Origin of the sequence: Nocardia pseudovaccinii, assembly GCF_050942345.1 — a bacterium.
Taxonomy (GTDB): domain Bacteria; phylum Actinomycetota; class Actinomycetes; order Mycobacteriales; family Mycobacteriaceae; genus Nocardia; species Nocardia pseudovaccinii.
Window position 1 is genome coordinate 1,933,358 of the sequence record NZ_CP192074.1, and the last position, 15,846, is coordinate 1,949,203.

Below are 15,846 nucleotides of genomic sequence, written 5' to 3' on the forward strand. Positions count from 1 at the left end.
GCGTGCGCGTGCATGCGCCGGGTGAGCGCACGGTATGAAAGAAGGCGTGCGCATCGACCTGCATACCCATTCGACCGCGTCCGACGGCACCGATACTCCGGCCGAACTCGTCCGGAACGCGGCAGCGGCCGGCTTGGACATCGTCGCGATCACCGACCACGACACCACCGCCGGGTGGGCCGAAGCGGTCGACGCGCTACCGAAGGGATTGACGCTGGTGCGCGGCATGGAGATGTCGTGTATCGGGCTCGGTGAGGACGGGTGGCCGGTCCCGGTGCATCTGCTCGCTTACCTCTTCGACCCGACCGACCGGTGTTTCGCCGACGAGCGGGAACGCTTGCGCGCCGAACGCGTCGAGCGGTTGCGCGCGATGGCCGAGCGCATGCGCGACGACGGACTACCCATCGATCCGGATGCGGTCCTGGCCTCGGCCGGACCGTCGGCGGGGCGTCCGCATCTGGCGCGCGCACTCGTCGCGGCCGGTGTGGTGCCGACCGTGGACGCGGCCTTCACCGAATTGCTGGCCCCGCACGGCCCCTACTACGCGGAGAAGGCGGATACACCGCTGCGCCGGGCCGTCGAAATGATCGCGACCGCAGGCGGGGTCAGCGTGCTCGCGCACACCCGGGCGCGTAAGCGCGGGCGCCTGCTGGCGATCGACGATATTCGTGAACTGGCCACGCTCGGACTCGGCGGGCTCGAGATCGATCACCCGGACCATTCCGCGGCCGATCGCGTGTTGCTGACGGAGTTGTCCGCGGAACTCGGTCTCATCACGACCGGTTCGTCGGACTATCACGGATCCAACAAAACCATCCGGCTAGGTGAATTCACCACCGACCCCGCGCAATTCGAGGAACTCGCGGGCAAAGCGACGGGCGTACCGGTGATCGCCCCGTGAGAGTGCTGCGCGGACTCAGCGGAATCGTGGCCGGTGGGATGTTCGTGCTGGCCCTCGTCGTTATCGGTACCGCGGTAATCGCTGCTCGACGCGGCTTTCCCGGACCCGGCGGCGAATCGGTGACATGGCATGTCGCTGCCTCGGCGATCGGCCTCGGCGCACAAATTTTTTCAGATCGTCATCGGGGTTTGGCAGCTTTTTCCGGATCGGTGGTCGTTTTTGTTGTCGCCGGGATATTGCTGTGGACGCAGTGGTGGAGCTGATATATCCGTAACGGTTGCGGCAACATGAATTGTGGTCGAATATTTTTCTTTGTGACGGAATTCGAGACGGATGTGCTCGTGCTCGGCGGTGGTCCCGCCGGGACCTGGGCCGCCATCTCCGCCGCCACCGCGGGCGCTCGGGTGACGCTCGTCGACAAGAGCCGCTGCGGTGCGAGCGGGCCGACCGCCGCCGGGACAACCTCGCTGTGGAATATCCCGCCGGGGACCGCACGAGACGAGGCGGTGCGGCGCGCATACGCGCACGGCGGCGGGCTCGCCGAACCGGAATGGATGCTGCGCGTACTCGACGAAACGCACCGGCGGGTCGAACAGCTTGTGACGTGGGGTTATCGGTTTCCCGGTGAAGGCAACGGCGCAACGCCCTTGCGCGTATGCCTCGACGGCGCAGGCTATCTGCGCCGGATGCGGCGCAGCCTGCTCGAAGCCGGAGTGCGCATTCTCGATCACCATCCCGCCCTGCAACTGCTCGTCGATCGCGACGGCGCGGTCGCCGGTGCGGTCGGTGTGCAGCGGCACAACGGCTTTCGGACCTGGACCATCCGAGCCGGGGCGGTCGTCGTCGCCACCGGCGGCTGCGCCTTCCTCTCCGGCGGCGCGGGTACCGATGTGGATACCGGCGACGGACTGCTGCTGGCCGCCGAGGCGGGCGCGCAACTGTCGGGTATGGAATTCTCCAGCGCCTACGGTCTGGTACCGGATGTGCCCGCGCCCCGCGCCGCCGCCTTCGCTCCCGGGCTGGCCCTGCATTTCGCGACGCTCTACGACGAATCCGGTGCGGAGATCACCGGTCATCGCTCGGCGGCATTCACCGCGATCGCGGATGGTCGCCGGATCTACGCGGCCCTGGATGATGTGCCGTACCCGGTCCGGCGTTGGCTCTCCAGACAAGGGCTGGTCGACCACACCCGCCGGGTACCGCTGCGCGCGGTGCTGGAAGGGACGGTCCGCGGGACCGGCGGGCTGTGCATAGGCGGGACCGACTGCGCGACCACGGTGGCCGGACTCTACGGCGCGGGCGATGTGATGACGCGCGAGCCGATCACCGGCGCGGTCAGCGGCTTCGGTGGTCAGGGTGGAGCATGGGCCATCGCCTCGGGTGTGTGGGCCGGAAAGGGCGCCGCGCGTTTCGCACGTGGGCGCGGTGTGACGGGGCCGGTGCGCGAGGTGGCCGGTGCCGGACTGAATCCGGTGGCCCGCATCGATCCGCGCGCGGTGGTCGGGCTGGTGCAGGAGCACACGCTGCCATTGCGGCGCAGCTACTGGCGCAGCGCAGGAAGTCTGCGCGACAGCATCGGCGAACTCGACGCCATGTGGCCGGGCGCCGACTTCGATCTCGGCGGCTTCGGCGTCGACCGGTTGCGCGCCAGGCAGGCGGCGGCGCTGCTCGCGGTGGCGCGCTGGACCAAATACAGTGCGCTCGCGCGCACGGAGAGTCGCGGGATGCACCGCCGCACCGATCATCCAGGCGCAGCGGCGGATTGGCGGGTGCGGCTGACCTCCGGCGGACTCGAGGCGGTGTGGGTGCGCACCGGGGTTGCCGATATGATGCCCGAGCCTCCGGCGCGGCCGGACCTCACCGCGGCCGATCCGCTCCCGTTGTGACAGCTCACCGGATTCCGCTGCCGAACTGCGAGTTTCTGCTTACCCCCTGGTAATTCCCGCGACCTACCCTCGAAAGATGACGCTCGACCGGAACACGACACGCCGGTTTGGCAATGCGTCCTCCCGGCTGGCAGAATGCTACGGATTCCCGCCTACGCCACCGCCGGGTTCGGGAACAACGGCGATCATTGCCTCGCGACGCACCGTCGCGACCCGAGGTCGCCGATCGTTAGCGACTGCTTGCAGGTCGCTCGAAAAGACCTGCACGTTTTGTACGGACACACCCGTCCGACCTTCGCTCTGCGGATCAGTGCCGCGCCACGTTTCGGTAGTAGATCGTCGCATTTCCGATGCTCTCGGCTCGACCCGAAATGTCCCGGTCAGCGCACTCGATGAGCGTGTGAAACAGCTCATACCCATGTACCCGGCGGTAACCGTCCCTCCGGCTTGTCCGACCCGATCAGGAGTGAAATCGTGTCATCTGTGACTGACGCAGTGAATGCCACCGCAAGCCTTTCCGAAATCACCCAGGAAGAAATTTTCGCGGGCCACCTAGGCGGCAAGCTCTCGGTCGAACTCACCGCACCGCTGGACACCCAGCGCGACCTTTCCATCGCCTACACCCCGGGTGTGGCGAAGGTCAGCTTGGCCATCGCGGAAGACGAGGCGCTGTGCAAGCGCTACACCTGGACCGATCGGCTCGTCGTGGTGGTCAGTGACGGCACCGCGGTGCTCGGTCTCGGTGACATCGGCCCGCGCGGCTCGCTGCCCGTGATGGAGGGCAAGGCGGCGCTGTTCAAGAAGTTCGCCGGACTGAACTCGATCCCGGTCGTCCTGGACACCAAGGACGTCGACGAGATCGTGGAGACCGTCATCCGGCTGCGCCCGAGCTTCGGCGCGGTGAACCTGGAGGACATCTCGGCGCCGCGCTGCTTCGAGATCGAGCAGCGGCTCATCGAGGCGCTGGACTGCCCGGTCATGCACGACGACCAGCACGGCACCGCCATCGTGGTGCTCGCCGCCCTCAACGGCGCGGCCAAGGTGCAGGGTCGTGCCATCGACGGCATGAAGGTCGTGGTGTCCGGTGCGGGCGCCGCCGGTGTCGCGTGCACGAACATCCTGCTCGCCGCGGGCGTCAAGGATGTGACCGTGCTCGATTCCAAGGGCATCGTGAACCGTGAGCGCGGCGACCTCAACGAAGTGAAGGCCGAACTGGCGCAGCGCACCAACCCGCGCGGGCTCGCCGGTGGTGCGGCCGAGGCGCTGGACGGCGCCGATGTGTTCCTCGGACTCTCCGCGGGCACCATCGCCGAGGAGCTGATCGCCTCGATGGCGCCGGAGTCGATCGTGTTCGCCATGTCGAACCCGAATCCGGAGATCCACCCCGATGTCGCGCACAAGTACGCCGCGATCGTGGCCACCGGGCGCAGCGACTTCCCGAACCAGATCAACAATGTCCTCGCGTTCCCGGGCGTCTTCAAGGGCGCGCTGGACGCGGGCGCGCGCCGCATCACCGAGGGCATGAAGATCGCCGCCGCCGATGCCATCCTCAGCGTGGTCGCCGATGAGATCGCCGCGGACAAGATCGTGCCGAGCCCGCTCGACCCGCGTGTCGCCCCGGCCGTCGCCGAGGCCGTGGCCGCGGCCGCCCGCGCGGAGGGCGTCGCGTAATTTCGACCCGCAGATACGGGGCCGCTCACTCAGGTGAGCGGCCCCGTATCGCGTTGTGCGGGTTGATCAGTGTGGAACGAAGACGGCCGAGACGAATTCTGCGATTTCGGCGTCGCTGAGGTTCTTGGCGATATCGGATTCGCAGATCATGCCGACGAGCCGCTTCTTGTTGTCGATCACCGGCAGCCGTTTGATCCGATCATGCTCCATCATGTCCAGCACCTCGCGGACATCGGCATCGGCGGATATCCAGCGCGGGGTGCCCTCGGCCAGATCCCCGGCCCGTACCTTGCTCGGATCATGGCCCATCGCAATGCATTTCACGACGATGTCGCGATCGGTCAGCATGCCGACGAGCCGGTCGTCGCTGCCGATCGGCAGTGCGCCGATATCCAGCCTGCGCATCATCTGCGCGGCCCGATCCAGCGTTTCGTCGGCGGGGATCCACTCCGCGTTTTCGTGCATGATGTCGCGTGCCTTCATAGAGCGACTGTTCACGGTACGCCTCCTGGTCTCGGATGAGTGATCCCGCAGAATTCGGCTCCGCGATCGCGTCGAGCATCCGCGAAGCAAACTCCTGCGGCCACGTCACATCGTGACCCATGTCACATCATTGGTCAATGCCGGGGCGGTCAGCGCAGGCGAGCGGTCATCAGCGCGACGCCGTCGCCCACCAGCAGGTCCATTGCCGCTGGGCGGCCGGTGACCAGGAGTAACAGTGCGGTGATCGGGCCGCGGATCTCCGGTCCGCTGCCATGTGTCCAGTCGACGTCGGATGCGACCAGGCGGATGCCGTCGAGGCGGTGCTTATCCCACACCGGCCATCCGACGGTTACCGCATGGGCGGCCGCGGCGGCCGCGGCCGCCGGTTCGATCTCGATCGTGCGACCGAGCGGAATCGCGATGTCCTGACCGTGCACCATCGTGTCGAACAGGATATTGCGATAGTTGGTGAGCTTGGGCAGCCTCCGGGAGCCGGTGTTGCCGTGGATCGCCGAAACGAGTTCTGCGGCTGGATGTTTCGCGTAGCGCCTGGTGAGGTCATCGATGAACCGGTTGTAGTTGCCGCGCGCGCGGATGCCGGTGCCGAGCATGACGCCGATCGAGGGTGGCTGCGGTGTCAGCGCGATGTGTGCGGCGACCTCCTTGACTCGCCAGCCCGCGCACAATGACGGTGTTTCCCACTCGTCGGCCGATAGATCGGCCAGCAGGTCGGCAATCGCGCGCCGCTGCTGTTCGATGGTCTGCCAACAGGTTTCGCGGTCCATGGTGCGCTCCCGGGTTTCGGACCTCTTGTAGGGTTGGTCAGATAGGCTTACCAATATAGTAAGCTTATCTGACCAACGTCAAGGAGTGGGATGGCCGACGACGATATGAATGTGGGCCTGCTGATGTTCATTGCGCACCGATCGATGGAGGACCGGATCTTCGCCGATCTCGCCGAGTCCGGATACGACGACGTCACTGTCGCCCAGGGGCGGCTCGCGGCGCGCATCGGTCCCGATGGCAGCCGCCTGACCGAATTGGCCGAGCAGGCTCAGGTCACCAAGCAGACCGCCGGATTCCTGGTCGATCAGCTCGAGCGCGCCGGCTATGTGCAGCGCGTGCCGGACCCGAGCGACGGTCGGGCACGGTTGGTCGTGCTGGCTGAACGCGGAGCGAAGATGGCGGCATACGCGAACTCCGTCGCCGACCGGATCGAGGCCGAGTGGGCGACGCACCTCGGTGCGCAGCGCATGCGGCAGCTGCGCGAGACGTTGGCTCTGTTGCGCGAGATCACCGATCCCTATGCCTGAGCTCTAGTCCGCCGCCTGCAGGATTCCGGCAGGGGTGACGGGCAGCTGAGAGGGGCGGCGCAAGCGACCCGTGCCGGGTGCGCTGGCCCAGACCGCGAAAGCCAGCAGGCCGTCCATCACCATGGCGAGGACCGCGACCAGCAGGGCGCCCACGAGCACCCGGTCGTAGCGGTAGACGGCGATGCCGTCGAAGATATAGCGGCCCAGACCGCCCAGGTTGACGAAGGCGGCGATGGTGGCGGTGGCGATGACCTGCAGGGTAGCCCCGCGCAGGCCGGTGAGCAGGATCGGCAGTGCGTTGGGGACCTCGACGCGGAACAGGATCTGGCGCTCGGTCATGCCCATGGCGCGTGAGGCGTCCACGACATCGGCCGAAACGTTGGCGATTCCGGCGTAGGCACCGGCCAGCAGCGGCGGAATGCCGACCGTGACGAGTGCGAGCAGCGGCGGAATCAGGCCGAGTCCGAGGCCGAGCACCAGGAAGGTCAGCAGGCCGAGGGTGGGCAGGGCGCGCATGGCATTGGCGAATCCGACCAGCAGTGCGGAACCGCGACGGGTGTGCCCGATCACCAGCCCGAGCGGAAGCGCGACGGCCGCGGAGACGACGACGGTCAGGAAGCTGTACCAGAGGTGCTCGGCGATGCGGTGCTGGATACCCGCCGGGCCGCTCCAGTTCGCGCTGTCGGTGAAGTAGTGCCAGGCATCGATGAAAAGGTTCATGCCGCAGCGCCTTTCGCCGTCCTGGTGTCCGCGCGCGTCCACGGGGTCGCCCAGCGTCCGATGGCGTACACCAGGCGGTCGAAGATCAGGGCCAGCGCCAGCGTCACGACGATGCCCGCGATGATCTCGTCCGGGTAGTCGCGCTGATAGCCCTGGGTGAAGAGTTTTCCGAGCCCGCCGACACCGATCAGCGCGCCGACCGAAACCATGGCGATATTCGTGACCACCACAACGCGCAGGCTGGAGACGAAAACCGGTATGGCCAAAGGCATATCGACGGTCACGGTGCGCCGCAGCGAACTGAAGCCGACGGCGTCGGCGGCATCGATGACGGTGGGCGACACCGAATCCAGCGCCGTCGGTACCGCGATCACCAGCAGCGCCGTCGAATACACGGTGAGCGCGATGATCACATTCAGCGGATCGATGGTCGAAATCCCGGCCAGCGGTGGGATGATCACGAACAGGGCCAGCGATGGAATGGTGTACGACAGGCTGGCCGCCGTCACCGTGACGCGCCGCAGCCAGGAGATCCGGCGCACCAACGCACCAACCGGAATCGCGATGATCAGCCCGAGCAGCAGCGGCACCAACGCGAGATACAGATGGGTCTTGGTGAAACCCATGATCTCGGAGAAGTTGTCGATCAGATACTTCATGCGTTTTCGGTTTCGAAGAAATGCCGATTGCGCTCGTCGTCCTCCACCGTGCGCTGCCCGGCGAGTTGTTCGAGTACCTCGGGAGCCCGGATACCGCCGCGAGTCGCACCGGAATCGTCAACGGCGACACCGATTCCCGACGGTGAGGAGATCGCCGCATCCAGTGCCTGCCGGAGGTCGCCGTCCGGTGGGAAGAGCGAGCCACCCGCGGCGATGCTGTCGTGCAATGCCCGCCCGGCCCGAATGCTCTCTACGCCGGTGACATCGATCCACCCGCGCGGCACGCCGGAATCGGTGACCACCAATACCCATTCGCCGCGGTCCAGCCGCAATTCGGTGAGTTCGGGTTCGGTCGCTGTGTGAATCTCGTGCAGTGTCAGGCTATCCGCACTGCGGAACGACAGCGCGCGATAGCCGCGATCACGTCCGACGAAGCCCGCCACGAAATCTGTTGCGGGCGCGGCCAGTACGCGCTGTGGTTCGTCGTACTGCTGGAGGACGCCGCCCGGCCCGAACACCGCGATCCGGTCGCCGAGTTTCACCGCCTCATCGATGTCATGGGTGACGAAGACGATGGTTTTGCGCAATTCGGCTTGCAGCCGCAGCATTTCGGCCTGCAACTCCTCGCGCACCACCGGATCGACCGCGCTGAACGGTTCGTCCATCAAAAGCACCGGCGGATCCGCGGCCAGCGCCCTGGCCACCCCGACGCGCTGCTGCTGTCCGCCGGAGAGCTGGGCGGGATACCGGTTGGCCAGCGATCGGTCCAACCCGACCCGGTCCAGTACCTCGAGTGCCGCCGCGCGGGCCGCGCGACGCCGAACTCCTTGCAGCACAGGCACGGTCGCGACATTGTCGACGACGGTGCGATGCGGCAGGAGTCCGGCGCTCTGGATCACGTATCCGATACCGAGCCGCAGCTCGACCGGATTCACCGTCGAGATATCCGCGCCGCCAACGGTGATGGTGCCCGAACTGGGTGTGATCATCCGGTTGATCATGCGCATCGAGGTGGTCTTGCCACAGCCCGACGGTCCGACGAAGACGGTGAACGAACCGGATTCGATGCGTAGATCGAGGTCGGAGACGGCGTGCGTGCCATCCGGATAGGTCTTGCTGATACGGCTGAATTCGATATCGGACACGCTGGCTCCTACCCGGTGGGCTTGTTCAGCCCTTGGGCGGCGACCCATTGTTGTGCTGCGGCCTTGGGTTCGGTCTTGCTGCTCCCGGAGACCGCCTCGTTGAGCTTCAGCAGTTCGCCGGTGGTGAGTTTCGCGGAGACCGCGTTGAGGGCGGTGAGCGCCTTATCGGTCTTCTTGGCGGAATTGAACAGCGGCACCACATTCTGGGCGGGGAAGTTGTGCTTCGGATCCTCCAGGACCACCAGATTGTTCTGCGCGATCGCCGGGGAGGTGGTGAAGATATTGGCCGCGGTCACCGTGCCCTCGACCAACGCGCGCACCGTCGCGGGTCCGCCGCCGTCGGCGATCGGCACGAAATTGTTCGCGGCGATATCCAGGTTGTAGTTCTTCTTCAGGCCGGGCAGACCGCCCGCGCGCTCCTGGAATTCGGCGGGCGCACCGAATTTCACCTCGGCCGAATGTGCGGCCAGATCGGCGATGCTGTGCAGGTTCCAGCGCTCCGCGGTGGCCTTGGTGACCACGACCGCGTCCGAGTCCTGGCCCGGGGCCGGGGTGCCGACGGCGAGATCGGAACCGAGTGCCGTGATGAGGGCGGCGTCGATATCGGTTGAGCTTGCCGCGGTGGCGTTCTTGTCCAGGTACTGCAGCAGGTTGCCGTTGTACTCCGGAATCACCGAGATCGCGCACTGGCGCAGTGCCGGGATATACGCTTCGCGGCTACCGATATTGAGTTTGGTGTCGACATTGAATCCGTTGGCGCGCAACACTTCCGCGTAGATATTCGCAACCGTTTCCGATTCCGGGAAGTTCGCCGAGCCGACGGTCAGCCCGTCGCCCTCGCAATTGCCCTTGGCCGCAAGCGGATCGGAGTTGCCGCAGGCGGACAGGATCATGGCGGCGGCCAATGCCGCGGCGGCGACGAGAATGCGGGCGGCGCGCAGCGTCAGCCGCAGCGCGAACCGCCCGTGCCGCGCGGCATCGGGGTTGATCGTGGTTTTCACTGGAGTCCTTCCGGCATGACGGGCGGTGCGAGAAGCCGTGCTCGCACGGCCACCCGGTACATTCTGGTTGTTCATATTGCCCGCTGCATGCAGTTCCTGTTCACTACCGAAGGTTGGTGTCGCCGGATGGGGTTGGCCGCGTCGAGGCGGATGCTGGCACGGATCGTGGTCGTCACGGCCGTCGGGCTGGCTGTTTCCTGTGGAAGCGACGATTCGGGCCCGACGATAGCGGTCGGCGCGGGCGATTCGATGGAATCAAATCTGCTTGCGCAAATTTATGCCGGTGCGTTGGCGCGGACCGGTGCGCGCACCTCGGTCACCGCCGATCTCGGTAATCGGGCGGACTATCTGGCCGCACTGGATGCGGGCACGGTGACGGTGGTCGGCGAGCACAGCGGCGAACTGCTCACCTTCCTGAATGCCGATGCGCAGGCGCGCAAGCCCGAGGTGACGACCGAGGTGGCGGACAAGTCCGCACCAGTTCGGTTGTCGGTGACCGAGGAGTTGAACCGGTCGTTGCCGGAAGGGCTGGCGGTCTCCGATCCGGCCGACGGTACGGATATGCGAGCCCGGGTGCTGCTGACCGAAGCGGTGGGCAAGGACGTGCGGTCGATCGGCGCGCTCGCACCGCGGTGTGGCGAAATCCAGGCCGGGGTGGCACCGGTGCCCGGCGTGCTGCAGACCGCGGCACCCGTGCGGATTGCCGGTTGCGACTTCGCCGGTACCAGGCCCTATCCCGACGCGACCGCGTTGCGAAAGGCATTGCTGGACGGCGAAATCCAGGCCGGAATCCTGACCGGCCCGCCCGCGCTGACCCCCGGTGCGACCGATGGGCTGACGATCCTCGCCGATAGCGACTACGCGGTGCGAGCCGAGAATGTGCTCGCGGTCTACCGCAAGGGTCTGCTGGATGATCGGCAGATCAAGAAACTGAACTACGTCGCGGGCGAGCTCACGACCGACGAGTTGGCGGAGATGATCCGCAAGGTCCGCGCAGGTGCCGCTGCCGCGGAGGTGGCACGCACCTGGTTGGACAACCACGCGCTCTAGCAACCCCCTGGTCACGACGGCCCGAGCGTTGACGCTCGGGCCGTTTGCTATGTCGCCGATCACATTTCCGTTCGATACCGCGGTCTTGTGGGCGGACTGTTCCGCCTCGTATATTCCACGTGGAGTATTTGATGCGGAGTATGTCGGTGGCCGTGGCTATCGTGCTCCGGGAATTCGATCTCGCATCCGCGAGTGTTCTGCAGGAGGTGACCGAAAATGGGGCAGCACGCGCGCCCGTCGGTGACGCCATTGGCGATCGCCGTGCTCGCGCTGCTCGACGAGCGGCCCATGCATCCCTACGAGGCGTATCAACTGCTGATCGCCCGTCGGGAGGACATCTTGGTGAAGGTGCGTCCTGGCTCGCTATATCACACGGTGACGCGGTTGGCCGACCAAGGAATGGTGCAGGCCGAGGGGGTCGACCGGGACGGGAATCGGCCGGAGCGCACCACCTACCGGATCACCGAAAGCGGCCGGGAGGCATTGCGTTCCCGGGTCGCCGAGATCCTGCGCAATCCCGGGCGGGAATACCCGGTATTCCCGGTCGCGCTCGCGGAGGCGCACAACCTGCCCGCGCCGGAAGTGCTCGGGCTACTGCGGGAGCGGGTCGAGCGATTGGCGCAGGATCTCGCCGATGTCGACATGATGAGCCAGTGGGCGGGGTTGCACGCCGTACCGCGGCGCTACTGGATCGTGCTCCCGTATCTGCATGCCACCATCGCCGCCGAGATCGCGTGGGTCGACAACCTGATCTCCGAACTGGACAGCGGCGAGATGGAGTGGGACGAATTCGATCCGGCCACCGGCGTCCGCATAACCGAGCATCAGCACCCCTGGTCCGACCAGGAACATTCCGAACCACCCCCGGTGCCGCGCCGCTGGAACGAGACCAGCGCGTCATCGCCCTGATGTGTACCGGTGTGCGCACGCCCTCCGGAACAGACATCCGAGATAGGAACCAAATCCATGACCACACAACGTAATCCGTGGCTAGCGCTGTTCGCGCTGGTCGTCGGCTTCTTCATGATCCTGCTGGATATGACCATCGTCGCGGTCGCGAACCCGGCGATCATGACGGATCTGCAGGCCGACATCTCCCAGGTCATCTGGGTGACCAGCGCGTACTTGCTGACCTATGCGGTGCCGCTGCTGGTCACCGGTCGGCTGGGTGATCGCTACGGGCCCAAGAACCTGTACCTGATCGGTCTGGCCGTCTTCACCGCCGCCTCGCTGTGGTGCGGTCTGTCCGGATCGATCACCATGCTTATCGCCGCGCGGGCCGTGCAGGGTCTCGGCGCCGCGATGATGACGCCGCAGACCATGGCGGTGATCACCAGGACCTTCCCGCCGGACAAGCGCGGTGCGGCCATGGGTCTGTGGGGCGGTGTCGCCGGTCTGGCCACGCTGGTCGGCCCGATCCTCGGCGGTGTGCTGGTCGACGGGCTCGGCTGGGAGTGGATCTTCATCGTCAATGTTCCGGTCGGCATCGTCGCCTTCGCGCTCGCGGTCTGGCTGGTTCCGGCGTTGCCGACGCATGAGCACAAGTTCGACATCCCGGGTGTGGTGCTCAGCGGTATCGGTCTGTTCCTGCTGGTCTTCGGTATCCAGGAGGGCAATACCTACGATTGGTCGCTGCGCATCTGGCTGATGATCGGCGCGGGTGTTGTTGTGCTGGCGGTGTTCCTGGTGAATCAGTCGCGCAATACCGGTGAGCCGCTGCTGCCACTGGGGCTGTTCCGTGATCGCAACTTCGCGATGTCGAATGTGGCCATCGCGGCCATGGGCGCGGCGGTCACCTCGTTTATGGTGCCGACGTACTTCTACCTGCAAGCGGTGCGCGAAATGTCACCGACCAAGTCCGCCTTGGTATTCGCGCCGATGGCGATCGTCACGGGCGTCTTCGCACCGATCATCGGCAAGGTCTCCGACAAGCTGCACCCGCGTCTTGTGCCCACCATCGGATTCATCGGATTCTCGGCATCGATCTTCTGGTTCGCGGCAGTGATGACACCGCATTCGTCACTGGTGTGGTTCCTGATCTCGGCCGCGCTGGCCGGTTTCGCCAACGCCTGCATCTGGGCGCCACTGGCTTCCACCGCCACGCACAACCTGCCGATCCAGCTGGCCGGTGCGGGCGCGGGTGTCTACAACACCACCCGGCAGGTGGGTTCGGTGCTCGGTAGCGCCGCGATCAGCGCCTTGGTCGCGGCCCGCATGAGCGCAAACGGCCTCGGCGGCGGCAAGGTCTCCGAAGGCGGTGCGGGCCAAGGGCCCATCCCCGAATTCGTCAAGGACGCCTTCAGCACCGCCCTCAGCCAAGCCATCCTGCTCCCCGCGGGCATCCTCCTGATCGGGGTAATCGCCTCGGCCCTTTTCATCCGCCACGGGAATTCTGCCGCATCCGGTTCGAAGACCGACCTGGCCAAAGCCGACGCCGTCGGCGTCTGAGTTCTGTGTGCCCCGTGCGTAATTCGCGCACGGGGCACACCCGTCAGCGGGCCAGACCCGTCAGCTGGGTCCAATCGATGGTTATCCGAATCGGTAGGTCGACGGTGGTCTGCGGCTCGTTCGGCGTCAACTTCGCATGAGGTCGGTACTGACCGAGGACATGATCAAGAACGAAGATCTCGATCATTGAGACGCTGTTGTCGCCAATTCGGACAATCCAATACCACGGGATACCGGCAATTGCATACTCCGCTTTCTTCTCGACCAGGTCGATCCTCGTGGTGCCCGGTGACACGATCTCGATGACCAGCTTTACGAGGTGAGCGGGCAGCGGTCGGAGATCCGGGGGTGCACAGTCGTAAATGCCGAGATCAGGTCGCCTGATGGTTGTTCGCGGCGTTTCCCACAGCAGTAAGTCGAAGTCAATACTGGTGTCCAGGCATTCGTCCCGATACTGGTCGACGTGCTCGGCGATTGCTCGGTCAACCATGTGTGCAAGTCTGAACGTCGCTGTCTGATGCGGTCGACTCGGTGCTTCCGCCCGGACCGCTTCGCCGTTCTCCACCTCAACCAGGCGGCAGAAGTCTTCGGGCAGTTCCTTCCAAATCTCCACCGTGATCGGCTCCGGCTGCAGGTTCTCTTCCCGCGCCCAATCGAATACGGCGGACATGCTGCTCCTCGGGACCGGCAACGAGTATCGGGCCGATCCTATCGTGGCAAGCGCAACCGGCCGGTAAGCGCGCACCGGGTCAAAAACATTGTCTTATGCGCCGTAATCGTCAGCCGACCTGGATGGTGGTGGAGGGGTAGCCGGTGGCGCCGTCGGGGACTACGGGGGCGCGGGCTTCGGTTTGGGTTTCGCCGGTGCCGTCGGTGGCGCGGGCGCGGATGGTGTGGGGGCCGGGGGTGGCGTTCCAGTCGTAGACCCATTGGCGCCAGGTGTCGATGGATTGTTCGGTGGAAAGGCGGGCGGGTTGCCAAGGGCCGTTGTCGATTTGGACTTCGACGGCCCGGATACCGCGGTGTTGGGCCCAGGCGACGCCGGCGATGGCGGTGCTGCCCGGTTGCAGTTTGGCGCGGGCGCGCGGGGTGTCGATGCGGGTGCCGGTTTTGATGGGGCCGTAGGCGGACCAGCCGCGACGGGTCCAGTAGGCGGTGGCGCGGTCGAAGCGGGTGATCTCCAATTCGGTCACCCATTTGGTGGCGGAGACGTAGCCGTAGAGGCCGGGGACGACCAGCCGGGCCGGATAGCCGTGCGCGACCGGGAGGGGTTCGCCGTTCATGCCGACGGCGAGCAGCGCATCGCGACCGTCGGTGAGTACGGCCAGCGGACTGCCCGCGGTGAAGCCGTCGATGCTGTGCGACAGGACCATATCGGCATCCGGATGCGGTCCGGCCTCGGCGAGCAGTTCGTCCAGGCGGTAGCCGCGCCAGCTCGCATTGCCGATCAGATCGCCGCCGACCGGATTCGAGACACAGGCCAGCGTCACCAGCGTCTCGACCGGTGTGCGTTTGGCGAGATCGTCCCAGCTGAGCTGGATTTCGTGATCCACCATCCCGTGGATCCGCAACGACCAATCGTCAACGGATACCTGCGGCACGATCAGCGCGGTATCGATCCGATAGAAGTCGCTATTGGATGTCAGATACGGCGTCAGCCCCCGCAATTTCAAATCCGCGTCGGGTGCGAGCGAAACGGTCGGCCCACTCGGCTCCGGCAACTGAATTGCCGCACGCTCACCGGAAACATCCCGCCGCTGTGCCCCGATCAGCCGCCCACCCACCCCACTGAGCAACGCCAGCCCACCCGTGATCGCAATGCCCCGCAACACCTGTCGCCGCTGCGGTCCCGAAGCCGCAGATTCCTTCTCGGCCGCCGCCGCGGTCGAGCGGGCCGCCGTCCCGTCGTCGCTCGACGCTGGTTCTTCCGCCGTGACCGGACTGGCATCCAGTATCCCCGCCGTGCCCTGGTCGGCCGAGTCATGTTGGGTGGCAGCCGGTTCCGGTATCGCTGATGATGCTGCCGCGCTCTGTCCAACCCCCTTACCGGGCGCAGCCGACACGTCGGTGCTGGATGATTCGGCTTCGGTGGCAGTGGTTTTCGGCGAAGGCGCGGCGGGCCGGGCCATGTGTGCGGCTGCTGCGTCGTCGATTCGGGAGGTCAGGGCGCGGAGGGCGTAAATGCCTGCGGCGACACCGATTACGGTGGGCCAGACGGTGGAGAGTCCGGTGCGGCCGAAGGCGATGGCCGCGGTGAGCAGGCCGAGCGCGGCCAGGAGCCAGGATCCGCGCGGGTGATCTGTTCGTTCGATGGCTCCGATGAATCCGGCGACCAGCACGGCCACGAGTGCCATGCAGACGAACAACAGGGTCTTGTCATTGGTGCCGAAGGTTTGGATGACCCATTCGCGCAGGCCGTCCGGGGTGTGGTCGATGACGGTGGAGCCGAGAGCGTTCGGTGGCGCGCTGTCGGGGCCGATGAAGGCGGCAACGAGCTCGGACACGCCGAGTGCCAGACCGGCGGCGACAATGCCCGCCGCCACCCGAAAGCGCAGTTCAGCCATGGTCC

At 66.1% G+C, this 15,846-nt stretch carries 16 protein-coding genes; 8 read left to right on the forward strand and 8 right to left on the reverse strand.

The features are described from left to right. Positions 1 to 46: 46 nt before the first annotated feature. The 4 genes from ACQPZ2_RS08745 to ACQPZ2_RS08760 all read left to right on the forward strand — a co-directional run bounded on the left by ACQPZ2_RS08745 (position 47) and on the right by ACQPZ2_RS08760 (position 4,458). Positions 47 to 901: a PHP domain-containing protein gene (locus ACQPZ2_RS08745; protein ID WP_433527364.1), complete on the forward strand. Its 855-nt coding sequence runs from the start codon at positions 47 to 49 to the stop codon at positions 899 to 901. After that, positions 898 to 1,164, forward strand: coding sequence for a hypothetical protein (locus tag ACQPZ2_RS08750; RefSeq protein ID WP_433525084.1), 267 nt, complete (start codon positions 898 to 900; stop codon positions 1,162 to 1,164). The genes ACQPZ2_RS08745 and ACQPZ2_RS08750 overlap by 4 nt, the downstream gene beginning before the upstream one ends. Positions 1,165 to 1,215: 51 nt before the next feature. After that, positions 1,216 to 2,787 carry an FAD-binding protein gene (locus ACQPZ2_RS08755; RefSeq protein WP_433525085.1) on the forward strand — a complete coding sequence of 524 codons (1,572 nt, stop codon included), beginning with the start codon at positions 1,216 to 1,218 and terminating at the stop codon, positions 2,785 to 2,787. Positions 2,788 to 3,261: 474 nt separating this feature from the next. Further along, positions 3,262 to 4,458 carry an NAD(P)-dependent malic enzyme gene (locus ACQPZ2_RS08760; protein ID WP_433525086.1) on the forward strand — a complete coding sequence of 399 codons (1,197 nt, stop codon included), beginning with the start codon at positions 3,262 to 3,264 and terminating at the stop codon, positions 4,456 to 4,458. A gap of 66 nt (positions 4,459 to 4,524) precedes the next feature. Here the strand turns inward: ACQPZ2_RS08760 and ACQPZ2_RS08765 are convergent, their stop codons facing one another. Together ACQPZ2_RS08765 and ACQPZ2_RS08770 are read right to left on the reverse strand one after the other, a co-directional pair. Further along, positions 4,525 to 4,941 carry a CBS domain-containing protein gene (locus tag ACQPZ2_RS08765; RefSeq protein WP_063047190.1) on the reverse strand — a complete coding sequence of 139 codons (417 nt, stop codon included), beginning with the start codon at positions 4,939 to 4,941 and terminating at the stop codon, positions 4,525 to 4,527. A 149-nt stretch (positions 4,942 to 5,090) separates the two neighbouring features. Continuing rightward, entirely contained in the window at positions 5,091 to 5,726 is a 636-nt protein-coding gene (locus ACQPZ2_RS08770) for a maleylpyruvate isomerase family mycothiol-dependent enzyme (protein WP_433525087.1), read from the reverse strand. A 90-nt stretch (positions 5,727 to 5,816) separates the two neighbouring features. On the opposite strand from ACQPZ2_RS08770, the gene ACQPZ2_RS08775 reads away from it, so the two are divergent. Then, entirely contained in the window at positions 5,817 to 6,254 is a 438-nt protein-coding gene (locus ACQPZ2_RS08775) for a MarR family winged helix-turn-helix transcriptional regulator (RefSeq protein WP_433525088.1), read from the forward strand. Positions 6,255 to 6,257: 3 nt separating this feature from the next. Here ACQPZ2_RS08775 and ACQPZ2_RS08780 read toward each other — a convergent pair whose 3' ends face one another. The 4 genes from ACQPZ2_RS08780 to ACQPZ2_RS08795 are packed head-to-tail and all read right to left on the reverse strand — an operon-like array spanning position 6,258 to position 9,719. Further along, entirely contained in the window at positions 6,258 to 6,974 is a 717-nt protein-coding gene (locus ACQPZ2_RS08780; protein ID WP_433525089.1) for an ABC transporter permease, read from the reverse strand. Further along, positions 6,971 to 7,633 carry an ABC transporter permease gene (locus ACQPZ2_RS08785; RefSeq protein WP_433525090.1) on the reverse strand — a complete coding sequence of 221 codons (663 nt, stop codon included), beginning with the start codon at positions 7,631 to 7,633 and terminating at the stop codon, positions 6,971 to 6,973. Before ACQPZ2_RS08785 ends, ACQPZ2_RS08780 begins: the two co-directional genes overlap by 4 nt. Then, a complete protein-coding gene (locus ACQPZ2_RS08790; protein ID WP_433525091.1) occupies positions 7,630 to 8,826 on the reverse strand; it encodes an ABC transporter ATP-binding protein in 1,197 nt (398 codons plus the stop codon). Before ACQPZ2_RS08790 ends, ACQPZ2_RS08785 begins: the two co-directional genes overlap by 4 nt. Then, positions 8,787 to 9,719 (reverse strand): ABC transporter substrate-binding protein, encoded by a 933-nt coding sequence (locus ACQPZ2_RS08795; RefSeq protein ID WP_433527365.1) that lies wholly within the window; start codon positions 9,717 to 9,719, stop codon positions 8,787 to 8,789. Before ACQPZ2_RS08795 ends, ACQPZ2_RS08790 begins: the two co-directional genes overlap by 40 nt. Positions 9,720 to 9,866: 147 nt before the next feature. Here ACQPZ2_RS08795 and ACQPZ2_RS08800 point away from each other — a divergent pair, with 147 nt between their 5' ends. The 3 genes from ACQPZ2_RS08800 to ACQPZ2_RS08810 all read left to right on the forward strand — a co-directional run bounded on the left by ACQPZ2_RS08800 (position 9,867) and on the right by ACQPZ2_RS08810 (position 13,277). Beyond that, positions 9,867 to 10,829, forward strand: coding sequence for a glycine betaine ABC transporter substrate-binding protein (locus ACQPZ2_RS08800; protein WP_433525092.1), 963 nt, complete (start codon positions 9,867 to 9,869; stop codon positions 10,827 to 10,829). Between the two features lie 216 nt (positions 10,830 to 11,045). Beyond that, the gene (locus ACQPZ2_RS08805) at positions 11,046 to 11,738 is read left to right on the forward strand and encodes a PadR family transcriptional regulator (RefSeq protein WP_433525093.1); all 693 of its coding nucleotides are present in this window, start codon (positions 11,046 to 11,048) and stop codon (positions 11,736 to 11,738) included. A gap of 57 nt (positions 11,739 to 11,795) precedes the next feature. Next, positions 11,796 to 13,277, forward strand: coding sequence for a DHA2 family efflux MFS transporter permease subunit (locus ACQPZ2_RS08810; protein ID WP_433525094.1), 1,482 nt, complete (start codon positions 11,796 to 11,798; stop codon positions 13,275 to 13,277). 43 nt (positions 13,278 to 13,320) lie between these two features. Here ACQPZ2_RS08810 and ACQPZ2_RS08815 read toward each other — a convergent pair whose 3' ends face one another. Beyond that, positions 13,321 to 13,947 carry a Uma2 family endonuclease gene (locus ACQPZ2_RS08815; RefSeq protein WP_433525095.1) on the reverse strand — a complete coding sequence of 209 codons (627 nt, stop codon included), beginning with the start codon at positions 13,945 to 13,947 and terminating at the stop codon, positions 13,321 to 13,323. A 109-nt stretch (positions 13,948 to 14,056) separates the two neighbouring features. Beyond that, complete coding sequence (locus ACQPZ2_RS08820) at positions 14,057 to 15,841, reverse strand: molybdopterin-dependent oxidoreductase (RefSeq protein ID WP_433525096.1); 1,785 nt, start codon at positions 15,839 to 15,841, stop codon at positions 14,057 to 14,059. Positions 15,842 to 15,846: the final 5 nt, after the last annotated feature.